General features: G+C 66.0%; 10 protein-coding genes. 5 read left to right on the top strand and 5 right to left on the bottom strand.

Annotation, left to right across the window (positions count from 1 at the left end):
• Nucleotides 1-20 precede the first annotated feature (20 nt).
• A complete protein-coding gene (locus tag ASD86_RS10120) occupies nt 21-371 on the bottom strand; it encodes a DUF4844 domain-containing protein (RefSeq protein WP_056109991.1) in 351 nt (116 codons plus the stop codon).
• A 341-nt stretch (nt 372-712) separates the two neighbouring features.
• A complete protein-coding gene (locus tag ASD86_RS10115) occupies nt 713-1,132 on the bottom strand; it encodes an H-NS histone family protein (RefSeq protein WP_056109989.1) in 420 nt (139 codons plus the stop codon).
• Nucleotides 1,133-1,547: 415 nt separating this feature from the next.
• On the opposite strand from ASD86_RS10115, the gene ASD86_RS10110 reads away from it, so the two are divergent.
• Nucleotides 1,548-2,297, top strand: a complete 750-nt coding sequence (locus ASD86_RS10110; RefSeq protein ID WP_056109987.1) for a hypothetical protein — start codon at nt 1,548-1,550, stop codon at nt 2,295-2,297.
• A 155-nt stretch (nt 2,298-2,452) separates the two neighbouring features.
• Here the strand turns inward: ASD86_RS10110 and ASD86_RS10105 are convergent, their stop codons facing one another.
• On the bottom strand, nt 2,453-2,662 hold the full coding sequence (locus tag ASD86_RS10105; RefSeq protein WP_056109986.1) for a hypothetical protein: 210 nt from the start codon (nt 2,660-2,662) through the stop codon (nt 2,453-2,455).
• A 469-nt stretch (nt 2,663-3,131) separates the two neighbouring features.
• Here ASD86_RS10105 and ASD86_RS10100 point away from each other — a divergent pair, with 469 nt between their 5' ends.
• From ASD86_RS10100 to ASD86_RS10090, 3 genes are all read left to right on the top strand, one after another.
• Entirely contained in the window at nt 3,132-7,298 is a 4,167-nt protein-coding gene (locus ASD86_RS10100; protein ID WP_082578232.1) for a DUF1592 domain-containing protein, read from the top strand.
• Nucleotides 7,299-7,300: 2 nt separating this feature from the next.
• The gene (locus ASD86_RS10095; protein ID WP_056109982.1) at nt 7,301-8,683 is read left to right on the top strand and encodes a DUF1552 domain-containing protein; all 1,383 of its coding nucleotides are present in this window, start codon (nt 7,301-7,303) and stop codon (nt 8,681-8,683) included.
• Nucleotides 8,684-9,024: 341 nt separating this feature from the next.
• On the top strand, nt 9,025-9,360 hold the full coding sequence (locus ASD86_RS10090; protein WP_157476414.1) for a hypothetical protein: 336 nt from the start codon (nt 9,025-9,027) through the stop codon (nt 9,358-9,360).
• 15 nt (nt 9,361-9,375) lie between these two features.
• Here ASD86_RS10090 and ASD86_RS10085 read toward each other — a convergent pair whose 3' ends face one another.
• Both ASD86_RS10085 and ASD86_RS10080 read right to left on the bottom strand, forming a co-directional pair.
• Nucleotides 9,376-10,635 (bottom strand): hypothetical protein, encoded by a 1,260-nt coding sequence (locus ASD86_RS10085; RefSeq protein WP_157476412.1) that lies wholly within the window; start codon nt 10,633-10,635, stop codon nt 9,376-9,378.
• A gap of 105 nt (nt 10,636-10,740) precedes the next feature.
• Nucleotides 10,741-11,265: a MarR family transcriptional regulator gene (locus ASD86_RS10080; RefSeq protein ID WP_056109977.1), complete on the bottom strand. Its 525-nt coding sequence runs from the start codon at nt 11,263-11,265 to the stop codon at nt 10,741-10,743.
• Nucleotides 11,266-11,349: 84 nt separating this feature from the next.
• Between ASD86_RS10080 and ASD86_RS10075 the strand changes: the two genes are divergently transcribed.
• Nucleotides 11,350-12,555, top strand: coding sequence for a serine hydrolase domain-containing protein (locus ASD86_RS10075; RefSeq protein ID WP_056109975.1), 1,206 nt, complete (start codon nt 11,350-11,352; stop codon nt 12,553-12,555).
• Nucleotides 12,556-12,647: the final 92 nt, after the last annotated feature.

Below are 12,647 nucleotides of genomic sequence, written 5' to 3'. Positions count from 1 at the left end.
GACGGATGCGATTGCGACGACTACGGATCAAATCCGTACAGCCAGCGGTTGAGCATCCCTTCGGAGCTTTCGATGCCGAGGCAGTCCATGGCCATCTCGAAACATTCGGCGACCCGCTCGGCATCTTCGGTATCGAGTTCGACGCGTGCGAAGCCGGCCAGGTGTCGCTCGATCAGATCCAGACAGGCGCGAGGTGTCGCGCCATCCCGCGCGGCATCGCGCAAGGCCGCCAACGCGCGGTCGAACCGGGCGTTCATGGCGACGCGCTCGCGCGGGTCGTGGACGCCGGTGTAGATCGTCGCCGGATCGCCGGCGAAATGATCCTGACCGATCAGGCGCGACAGGCATTCGGAGGCGGCTTGGCGCGGCATTTCAATCCCTTCCTGCGTGGGTTCCATCAAGAACACGGCTCACTTGGCCTTGCGGGCCTGTCCCCGGATCGCAGGCCAGAGCGGACGAAGCGTTCGAGCCGATGCCGCTTCGCGACTGGGTTTGTTTCAGGCGTTCGCTGAAGTCCGCTTGCGCCGGACAGCGAATCCGAAGCAAGTGCCGCGGCGGGATTCAAGACATCTGCAGATCGCGGTTACCGGCCAACGGCCAGCCATGGCGAACTACCGTTATTGCGCGCAGCCGCGTCGGACTAATCACCTGTCGAGGCGTAAGCGGCCGAACGGAGTCCGCGCGGCCTTCTTCGCGCATCAAGGGTTGCGCGTCAACCCTGCTTGAAGACGGTTTTTTTGCCGATGGAACTGCTCTTGCGCGCGGTGGGTTTTGCCAGGCCGGGGATCAGGAAGTCGGCGACGCTACGGCCATGCTTGGTCTTCCGCGCCAGCCACACCGGCATGCGCCCACGACCCGACCAGGTGTTGCGCTTGTTATCCGGGTCGCGGTACTTGGCGGCGACCTTGCTCGGCTTGCGTCGCGGCGTCCGCTTCTTGCCGGCGATCTCGGCTGGCGGCCGATCGCCATAAAGTTCGTCGATCGTATAGCCGCCTTGGGCGGCGAGCGCGATCACTTTCCGGCGTACCAAGGCAATGGGGCGACGGCTGGAGATCAGCTTCTTGCGCCGCTCCGCGGCGGTCAGAAGGGATTTCAGCTCGCTCAGGCTAAGCTTGTCGATATCGATATTCATGCCGCCAAGGGTCCAGCCATATCCATCGGCCTGTCAAGCAACCCGCCCCATGGCGGCGGCGGGAAACGCGGATTCAGGCGATACGGGGCGGAACGCATTTCCAAAGCCAACGCCAAGTCCCCGGCGTGGCGATGCGCCGGCCTGCCGACTCAGGCGAACCCGCGGCGCTTGTTGATGCTCGCCGTCATGGCGGGCGGCGGCGAGGCGGGGCAGTAGTTTTTCACTCGACCGCTGGCGTGGATTCCCAAGCTGCAAGGCGTTCGGCACCAAGTCGCGGCGTGATACTTGATCGAGCCTATCGGAGCACCGCTGCGTGCTGCCGGATCGCTCGGGGATCGTGGACAATGCGCGGAAAACGCCTTCGCGCCGAACCGGCCGGGCGGGTCGGTTTACTTCAAGCCTGGGAGGGCAGGATATGGATCATCGCAACGCAGGCATCGGGCAAGGACCGCGCGGTATGCGGATGCTGGCAATCCTGTCTTTCATATCCCTGTCGCTGCCGTTCGAGGCGGCGGCCTGCCCGACCGGCATGCTGTACGACGGCAACGGTTGCAGCCCGCCGTATCAGTACAGCATGGACGACTGGATCCGCGAGAAGAACGATTATCTCGATTCCCTGGAGCCCCGGGAACGCCCGCCGGCGCGCGTTCTGAGTCCGGAAGAACTCGAAAACCTCAAGAGACTTCAAGCCGAGAAAGACGCGAGGGACGCGATCATCGCTCGGGAAGTCGCGAACGGCATCTGGTTTTCCGCTTCCAGCAGCACGCCCGAAGGCAAGCTGTGCACCGCGTCGTTCGCCAAATTGACCAGCCAGGACAATGGCAAGAGCGGCGGCATCGTCAGCATCATGGGGTTTCAAAAACCCAAGCCGGATGCGTGGCTGATTTTCTACGGCACCGGGCTTCCCAAGCCGAACAAGGTCAAGAAGATCAAGATATCGCTGCAGCAGGACGATGAGCCCGCGCAGACCGTCCAGGTATTCAACTACCGCTATCAAGGAAGAGCCGGAGCGATTGCGTTTTCCGTGCCCGGGCTGACCGCGGCCCTGGATGGCATGCGCGACCGGCAAAGCTTCAAGTTGTCGATCGATGGAAACGCCGCGATGGTGCTGCAGTGGACCGACGCCGCGCCGATTATCGAGCAACTCAGACAGTGCGCGAAGTAACGCGCTGTGAGCGCAGAACCTCAAGTCGTTGATGAGCTCGGCCGCTACCGAACCGTGCACGTGAACGACAGCGTGCTCTGTCCCGCGGACAGCGCACCCAGGACGAAGCCCTCGCCGATGAGGTTGCCGACGGTGAGCGCACCCGTGGGCACGCCTTAACCCGAGAAGCGCGCCACCGCATTGCCGGGCGGACAAACGATGCCCGCGACCGGTGCGTCCCTGACGATCGCGCCGTTGCGCAGCCCGGTGACGTTAAATTCTTCGATGGCCTGGGCGAAGCTCGGCCCGGCATACAGATCGTCGTGCGCATACGCCGGCGAACCGGTTCGAACAACGACCTCGGCGCGATCCGTGCATGCACGCACGCGTGATCGAGCGATGCGAACATTCGCCGCGCGGCGCTGAAGTGCTTCGTTCTCGCTTGCAGTGAGCGAGCGTGAGGGTGCGACTGGAACGGATATCTCGGACTTGATCGCGGCGCCAAAGCGAGGATCGACTCAGCAGATCGATTTGGCCACGACTGGGCCACGACTTGGCTGATTCGGATGCCCGCAAGATCCGTTCGCCGAGCTTTTCCCGAGGATGAGCCGCGCTTGCCCCAATCGCGCGATCGCCTCGTTGACATGGAGTCGCCGCATGACCCTCGCATGCTCAACCGGCTCCACACGCAGCGGCGATCTGACGGCCAAGGCCCGCGTCGCTTGCGCCGAACCTTCGCCGCGACGACGACGATCCGCTATCCAGCACCCGAAGTAATGAAATCGGCGCGGCTTGGCGCCGCCGCTGTTGGGCTGTCGGGTCCGCACGCTCTGACGAGCAAAGGCGAGGACGCGCATGAATGCCAGTGCATTTGTTTCCGCCGGTCGGCGCCTGGGTTTCATCATCGCGATGGCGCTGTCGCTGATCGTCGCGTCCGGTTGCGATCGCGTCGGTAAGACCGACGCCGACGCCGCGCGCAAGACCACCGGCGCGCTGCAGTGCGATGCCCCGCCCTATCTCGCCGGTACTTCCTATGTGCAAGGCGACCGCGTGCAGAACAAAGGCCAGTTGTACGAATGCTGGCGCGACGAGGACGGCCCGCCGCTCGGGCCCGGCAGCTGGCACTGGTGCGCGCAGTCGCCTTACGAACCGGGCGGGCCGAATCCCGATTGGTGGCCCAACGCATGGAGGCACATCGATTCCTGCGAGGGCGGCGGCGGCGAAGGCAATCAACTGATACTGCGCTTCGCCATGGCCAGCGATACCGTGCTCAATCATCGCCGCGACGCCGCGGCGGCGCCGCCCGCGTCGACGCCGGTGACCGGCACTTTGCGATGCGAGGGCGAACAGACAGCGGTCAGCGGCACCTGGGGCGCGGGCATCCAGCTCGACGGGCTCAAGCGCTGCGATTACCACCTCACCTTGAATGCGATCGACGGGCGCCTGCCGCTGACATCGCCCGCGAAGGTGACGTTCGCGCAGGACGCCGGCGACCGCCGCGATCTGCTGATGGAGTACCGGCCCGCGCTGGCGATCGACAAACTGCGGACGATTCCGGGCATGAAGATCGAGGTGTTCGCCCAGGGCATGCGCCAGCCGCGGCAGATGGCCATGGGCAAGGGCGTGCTGTATGTGGGATCGAGCGCGATTCCGTCGTACGCCTACAAGGGCATCGCCGGTTTCGTGTATGCGCTGCCGCTGGATGCGGCCGGTCGCCCGACCGGCGCCGTCCACCTCATCGCCACGTCGCTGGAAGAACCGATGGGCGTGGCCTATCGCGACGGCGATCTCTACTACTCCACGACCGGCGCCCTGCATCGCGTTCGCAATGTCGATGCCACTTACCAAAATGCGCAATCCGAGCAGGTGCTCAAGTTCCCGGCCGACGACACGCTGTTTCCGTTGCCCGCGCTGGAAACCGGATCGCAGACCCGCATCTGGCACATGAAGCATCCGCTGCATTTCAATCCGCGCGATGCCGACGACGACGGCCTGTACACCGCGATCGGCGTTCCCTGCAATCTGTGCATGGTGCCGGCCGATCCGCGCTACGGGACGTTGCTGCGCTACGACCTGAGCACCGGCAAGGCCACGGTCATCGCCAAGGGCGTGCGCAACTCGGTCGGATTCGACTGGCATCCCGATACCCGGCAGATCTGGTTCAGCGACAACAATCGACAAGGCTTCACCAATCCCGAGGAGATCAACCGGTTGGCGACGGACGGCCAGCATTTCGGCCGGCCGTATGTGTTCGGCCGCAATACGCCTGGTTTCACCCAGGACGAGTACGACAAGCCCGCGCAGGAGATCGTGCCGAATCTGATAAGCGGCGCGATCGTTTCCGACCAGCCGCTCGCCTCGATCGATCCGAAACACTACGTGCCGCCTGCGTTGGAGCTGGCCAGCAACACCTCGCCGTCGGGACTCAAGTTCTGGAACGGCGTCGCCGGGCCGGACGGCACGCGCCGCTTCCTGGTCGCGCAACATGGCCTGGGCAAGCAAGCCGCGCGACCGGGCATGAATCTGCTGATGGTCACCGTGGCGAGCGATTCGCGGGTGCTGCAGGAAATCCCGGTGATCGACGGCTGGATCCAGGACTTCGACAAGGTCGACGCCTATTGCCTGACCACGGCCTGCGTGGGACGTCCGACCGACCTGCTGGTCCTCGACGAGCGCAACGTCCTGTTGTCGGACGACGTGGCCGGCGTGATCTACAAGCTCAGCTACGATCCGTCCGGCCTGCGCGATACCTCGCTCACGCTGCGGGCGGGCGAGCCGCCGTCGCAAAGCATCGCCGGCGACATGATCGGCGGAACCCTGACCGATCCGCAGGGCCACAATCGCTATTTCCAGCTGGCGTGGAACGCACCGCCGATCGTCTTGAACGGCCTCGCCGACGGCGACTACAACGTGCTGCTGGCCGATATAGAGACCGACGACGGCATCACCTGGATTCCGCTGGTCCGCAGTCAGAAGGTCGCGATCGATGCGGGCAACAAGCATGCGGTCGTGCAGTTGGGCTATCGCGAGCGCCCGGACGATATCGCGGTCGAGGTGCGGGTGCGCGCGCCGGCCAAACCGGCGTCGGTCGCCGACGCGCAATGGCATGTCGATATCCGCACCGGCAAGGACAGCCGTCGTCAGACGATCGCATGGGGCGGCACCGCGACGATCACCCTGGCCTACGGCGAACACGACATCGTCTATCCGTACTATCCCGGCACGCTGCCGCAGCCGAGTCTGCAGCATGTGCCGGTCAACGAGGAAAGCGAGGACTTCGATCTGGCCGCGATGAGTTATCGTGCGGTCGCCAACCTCGGCGAGGTGGTGCTGGCCGAAACCTGCATCAACTGCCATTCGCCGGAGTTCTTCGACGACCCGCGCAAGGCCAATACCTGGGACGTGGCGGGCAAGCCGGCGCTGATCGCCCGGATCAAGGCGATGCCGGTGTCCGGGCATTGCGACGACACCTGCGCCGGCGCGGTGTCGTCGCATCTCATCGACACGGTGTGGGCGCCGTACTTGAATCCGACCGAATCGTTCGGCGCGCGCCAGCTGCGATTGCTGGCCACGCACGAATACCTCAACAGTGTGGCCGACCTGTTCCAGGTAACGGTCAACCCGGCGAAGTTGCCCACGGTGGAATCGGACCGCGAATTCAAATACCCGGGCCAGGCCGACCTGGGCGTGCTGTCGGCCGAAGCGGTCAGGAAGTACTTCGACATGGCGGTGGATATCGCCGCCAAGGTCGACCTCGCCGCGTTGGGTTATCACGCCGGCGGCGATGCGCGGGCCTTCGTGTCCAAGACCGGGCGCAAGGTGTTCCGGCGGCCGCTGAGCGACGCCGAGATCGGCCGCTACGCCGCGCTCGCGACCGACGAACAAGGCGCGCGCGACGCGCTGGCGGCGATGCTGGTCTCGCCCTACTTCCTGTATCGCAGCGAATTGGGCGCGCCCGGCCGCGACGGCGCGAGCCGGTTGACTGCGGAAGAACTGGCCACCGCCTTGTCGTTCTCCTTCCTCGGCACGACCCCCGACGAGGCGCTGCTCGACCGCGCCTTGAGCGGCGGCCTGGAGACGCCGCAGGCGATCGGCGCCGAAGTCGACCGGATGATGCAGTCCGACGCCGGCATCGCCCAGTTCGCGCGCTTCATCCGCTACTACACCAACACCCCGCGCGAGATTCAGCGCAAGCCCGGCCTCGACGAAGACACCATCCAGGCGATGCGCGAGGAACAGCGGCTGTTCGTCAGCGACCTGTTCAAGAACGGCGGCGCGACCATGGATGAGTTGTTCAATCCCGCCTACACCTACTTAAACGACAAGCTGGCCACGCATTACGGCATCGGCGGCGTGTCGGGCGGCGAGTTCCGCAGGATCGAGGTCGACGACAAACGCGGCGGCCTTCTGCATCAGGGCATCACCCAGGTGGCGACCTCGGACTACGAGGCCACCGCGCTGGTCCGGCGCGGCATCATGATCCGCGAGAACATGTTCTGCCATGCGTTCGGCGCGCCGGTGGAAGCCGATCCCGACGAGCCCGAATATCCCGACCGGCCGATCAGCACGCGCGAGCGCTGGGATGCGATCAACGGCCAGCACGCATCGGATGGGCGGTGCTGGCAATGCCATCAATTCATGAACGATACCGGCGCGTCGATGGAGCACTACGACTCGGCCGGGCGCTATCGCGAACTCGAGCGCGCCTACAACTTCGATCACTACGACGAGATGGTGCGCATCGATGCGGCGGGGCCGCTGCTCGACGGAACCGGTTCGTTCGATCTGGGACCGGTCGAGAACGTCCGCGGCATCGCCAGGATCCTGCCCAAGGACCCGAGCGCGCAGGCCTGCATGGCCGACAGCTATTTCCGCTACGCCTTCGGCAACAAGGCCGACCGGCAAAGCATCGGCGCGGTGCGGCGGATGAGCGGCGTGCTGAAGGACGGCGGCTCGCTGCGCGACATGCTCAGGACGATGGCGCTGTCGCAGGCCTATCTCTACAAGAAGGACAGGGACTGACCATGACCCACCTCTACGCACGCCGCGTTTTTCTGCGCAACCTCGTGGTCGCCGCTTCGGCGGCATCGCTCGGATTGCCCTTGTTCGGCTGCGGCGGCGGCGCGCGCATGAGCGCGTTGGCCACGGCGGCGAAACTCAAGGTCGTGTTCTTCGTGGTACCCGATGGCCTGGCCGTGGACTCGTGGACCGGCGGCGGCTTTGGCGACGGCCTGGGCCTGTGGCATCCCACCGCGAACAGCGGCGACAGCAGCGACTTCGAACTGCGCGAAGTCAGCGCGGAACTGACCGCCCATCGCGCCAAGTCGCTGTACCTGCGCGGCCTGATGCTCGGCGAGGGCAACTCGGGCCACAACGGCTGGAACCTGGTGCTGCGCGATCGCGCCGCGCAGTTGCCCAGCATCGACGTGATTCTCGGACGCGACCCGGCGATGACCGGCCTCAACCCGACCTTTCGATCGCTGTTCTCCGGGCCGCACGCCGGCATCGACGGCTCGCCGTGGTTCGTGTCCTGGGCCGACGCGAAGACCATCCGCACGCCGGAGCGCGATCCGGTACTGCTGCACGAAGCGGTGTTCGGCCTGGCCAGCCGCGCGGTGCGGGCCGCGCAGACCCGAGGCAAGCATATTTTCGAACCCGCGCTGGCGGACATCCACGAATTGCGGCAACGCCTGTCGGGTTCGCAGAAGCAGAAACTCGAGACCCAACTGGACTCGATCGAACAAGTCATGGCCGACATGGAAGGCGAGCTGCCCACGCCGGGAGAATGCAGCGTCGGCAACGCGCCGGACACCCATCCGATCGCGTCCGCCGAATTCCGCACCCGGGTCCAGGCCGCGCACGAACGGGTCGTCGCCAACGCCCTGGCCTGCGGCATCACCCGGGTGGCGACGATACAGATCGCGCGTTCGGCCGAGCAATTGAACATTCTCGACGTCACCAGCGCGAAGAACCCGCACGACTGCGCGCATCGCTACGCGGGAACGCAGGAATGGAGCGGGACGAGAAAGTGGTACGCGCAACGCGCCAAGCTGTTCATGGACGAACTGGCCCGTTACGACGATCCCGATGTCGACGGCGACAAGCTGATCGACCACACCCTGGTCGTTGTGACCAGCGAGATGGCCGACGGCGCGCCCGAGCACCAGATCGATATGCCGCTGCTGATGATGGGCGGCGCCTCCGGCCTGCTGCGCAACGGCGACGGCAACGGCCGTTGCTTCAGCATCGCCTCGCAGGCCGACCGCGATCACCACACCGGCAACCCGGTCATCGGCAAGCGCTTCGTCGACATGCCGCGGATCTGGAACACGGTGGCCGCGGCCTGCGGCGTCGAGCCGCCTTATCCGGGCGGCGTGGTGAACGGGATTTTCAGTAATGTCGGCTAGCGCATAAGAAGGCGGGCGTAACCTGCCTGCCTTCGATTCGACTGCATGGTCGATCTGGGTTGCTTGCCATGGACAGGACCCGACGCGAGTCGGCATGCGCAGATCCGAATCGAGTTCGGCGGAACCTGGCGTCGGCCGTGCTTGCGACCAACCATCGGCCGGAATCTCACGCAATCGCCGCGAAACTACGTGCAATCTGCTCGGCCGGTTTGGCCGGACGAACGCATCGTCGCCGTTGTAATGACTGAGCGCAGCCGCCCTGCGCGCCGCCGCGGAACAACCCGGCGCGCGAATCAAGCGCCTCCCCCGATCCGTTGTCGCTGTCTCAGGAGACTTCAATCATGTTCTTCGCCACTGCCCTTCGTGCTTCCCTATTCGTCCTGCTCGCCGGTGCCTCCGCGTGCGCCATGGCGGCCGATCAATCCAAGTCCGGCAACAGCGGCCCCGCGGCCGCGTCGCCGAAGACCTTGAGCGCGCCGGCGCCGCGCCCGACCCACGCGGAGGGCAGGCTGGTGTGCGACAAGAAGTCTTACCGGCTTTCCACCGGCACCAACAGCGGTACCTGCGTGTCGGGCGTCGGCAACGGCGATTGCCAGGACGGCGCCAACTCCTCCGCGGCCACTTGCAAGAACGGCTGCGGCAAGAGCACCGGCAAAGGCAGCTGCCGGGAAGAGTGATTCACGCGCGCGGACTTACTCGGGCTTGCGCTCGATATCGCCCAGGAAGTCGGCAGTCCAGTAGCCGCGCAGCTGCCTCGCCTGTCGGGGCTTGAGCTGCGTGGCTACGGCCTCTTGCAATGCGTCGGCTTGCTGGCGCTTGCCTTGGCGATGCAGTTCGCGCGCCTGCTCGATAATGGCGCGCTGGGCGATGCTCAGATTGCCGAAGGGATCGAAGTACGAATCGAGCCGGTCCCGGTCAAGCACGCCGGTCCACGTGAACTTCGCATCGCCGGCGCTGTTCGCGATCACCGCGTAACGCGCTTGCGCCTGATCGGAATCGATCGATCCATCGAGGCGGGCCAGCCGCGTCGTCAACAATTGAACCTCGGCATCGTCGCGCTGCGCCGACAATCGCGCCAGCGTGTCGCGCATCCATTCGAAATCGACGTTGCCGGTGCGCGACTGCATGCCGAGCAGATTGAAGCTCGCTATCGCCAGCAACTGCGCTCGATTGGTATGCCGGGCGATCTCGTCGTCGCTCGGCGGGCCCAGGCTCGATGGCTGGCGCAGATCGATGCGCGGATCGGTCTTGAGGATGGATTCGATATCGTGCTTGTGAAATTCGCCCACGACCACCACCAGCGTCTTGCCCGGCCGGGCGTGCGCGGCACGGGCGATGGCCTGGGCCTGCATGAAGGTTCGATACAGGAACATGCGCCGGGGCAGATCGCGCGCGGCCGACGTCGCCGGGGTCAGCGCCCATTGCTTGACCTTGTCGAGATTGGCGGCGTCGTCGGCATGATAAAGCGTGCGCCGCAGGCTCGCGGATTCGGGGAACGTCAGGAACTGCTGGAAACCCCGGTAAGGGCGAAGTTCCGGCGGCGCGCCGGGGTTCATGCCGAAACCCAGCAGCTCGTCCTCGCGCGAAGGCATCCAGTCGATCGGGCACAGCTCGACCCTGGCCGCGCGCGCGTACGGCACGACCACGTCCTGCACTTCATAGGTGAACTCATAGAAGTCGTCGCGGGCGAACGCGTCCGCGGTCCGCTCCACGCAGATCGCATCCGCGCGGCTGCGCGCGAGAAAGGCTTCGAGCATCGCCGGACTGTCGTGCTTCGCCACCAACTGGGCCGCATGATCGACGCCCAGCACATAGACGCGGGTGGCGGCGGTATCGGCTTGCGGTTGCTTGGTTTGCGCCTGCGCCAGCGCAAACCAGAGCATCAGTATCAGGGTGACCGCGGGCCGGAATGCTGACGGGCGCATCGTGCGTACCTTGCTGGGAGCCGACATGCTCGCGCTCCGGCTCGCGGCCCCACATGTGCTGAAGGTACCGCCGCGGGGATGCGGCGCGCATCCGACGCCATCGCGGGCCGCGATGGCGTCACGCCCGTTGTTTCAGGACGATCGACCGGCCTTGCGCGCGGGTTTGAGTCCTTGCGCGGTCAACGCCGGCGCCGCTTCGACGATGCGCTCGAACAGCGACTGCCGGCTCAAGGCATCGTCGAGGCGGTCGAGCGATTCGATCAGGCCATCGACCTCCGCGACGATGTTCGCCGCGGCCTGGTCCAGCACCTGCCACAACGGCGTCAGCCGCTCGATCAGCTGCCGTCCCTTGCGCGTCAGTTGCAATTGCCTGCGGCGCGCATCATCGGGATCGGTCTGCGACCGCACCAGGCCGGCCTTTTCCAGCGAGCTGCGAGTCTGACTGATGGACGCATGGGTGATGCCCAGGGTCGTCGCCAGTTCGCCGACCGTGGCCGGGCCGTTCAAGGTCAGTTGGTTCAGCACGCCGAACCAGCGCTGCTCGAACTCGAGACCGGCCTCGGCGTAGATCCGCGCCACGTCGCCGTCGATGCGCTCGGACAGGCGCCGAAGACGCGCGCCTATCGCCGCTCCGCCCAGATGCCTCGGGTAGTCCATGAATCGTCTCCTGTTGCGCCTGCTTGACATTATGTAGGCGCCTACGGATATCCTGCAAGCCGGTCGTTCAGCGAACTCAAGGGCATGAAGACGAACAAACCTCACGATGCCTCACCCGGCCGTCGGCGCTTCCTCGCCGCCGGACTCGCATTCGCGTCCGCCCCCGTCTTCGGCCTGGTCCGCGGCGCGACGCCAGCCGACTTGGCATCGTGCGAATTCGACGCCTTCGTGCTCGAACAGATGCGCCAGGCGCGCATCCCCGGCCTGGCGGTGGGATGGGCGCGCGACGGCGCGACGCGTTTCGCCCGAGGCTTCGGCTACGCCGACATCGAGTCGCGGCGCATGGTCGACGCCGACACGGTGTTCCACCTCGCCTCGATCACCAAGACCGTCACCGCCACCGCGATCGCATGGCTGCACGAACAGGGCCGACTGGATCTGGACGAACCGGTCGCGCCTCACCTGAATTTTCCGCTGCGCCACCAGCGCCATCGCGCCGCGACGATCACCGCGCGCCAATTGCTGATGCACACCTCCGGCATCAGCGACGCGAACTATTACCGCATCGATTTCCGCACGCCCGGCCGCGATGCCGACATGCCCTTGCAAGATTTTCTGCGCGACTACCTGGTGCCGGGCGGAAAGGCGTATTCGGCCGAAGGCAGTTTTTTCGCTCACGCGCCCGGCGCGGCCTGGGGCTACAGCAACGTCGGTTACGCCGTGCTCGGCGAGTTGGCCGCGCGCGTGAGCGGCGAGGACATGCGCGAGCTGACCCGGCGCGAAGTATTCGCCCCGCTGGGCATGACCAGCACGTTCTGGACGCTGGCCGAGACCCCCGCCGAACGCAGCGCGACGCCGTACCTGATGGCCGGCAGCGCGTACGTGCGCCAACGCCCGATCGGCGCGCCCGATTGGCCGGGCTCGATGCTGCGCAGTTCGATCGCCGACCTCACCCGCTACGTCGCCGCCGCCGCCAACGGCGGCGCGGCCGGCGACGCGCGCATGCTGCGACCGCAGAACATGGCGGAGCTGCTGCTGATGCGGCAGCCGGCGCAACTGCCGGAATGGCTCACCGGCCAGGGGCTTGGCTGGATGCAGGGACGGCTCGGCGATCGCATCGTGGCCAATCACTGGGGCGGCGATCCGGGGGTATTCACCGCCGCTTACCTCGATCCGGACACGCGCTGCGGCGTCGCGATCCTAAGCAATGCCAGCGCCAGCGATGCCAGCAAGGCCGCGATCAAGAACATCGCCATGCGGCTGCTGGCGCGGCCGGATGAGGCGCACTGAACGCGCGCGCCGACGACCGCGATCTTCTCTCGCGGTTCGAACGGGCCGTCACGCCACACCGGGCGGCCACGGTCGAGTCGTTCGCGCGCGCC

The sequence above is a fragment of the Lysobacter sp. Root690 genome (assembly GCF_001427785.1).
GTDB lineage: Bacteria > Pseudomonadota > Gammaproteobacteria > Xanthomonadales > Xanthomonadaceae > Lysobacter.
The sequence above is the reverse complement of the archived record's forward strand: the minus strand, read 5'-3'. Positions and strand labels throughout refer to the sequence as shown.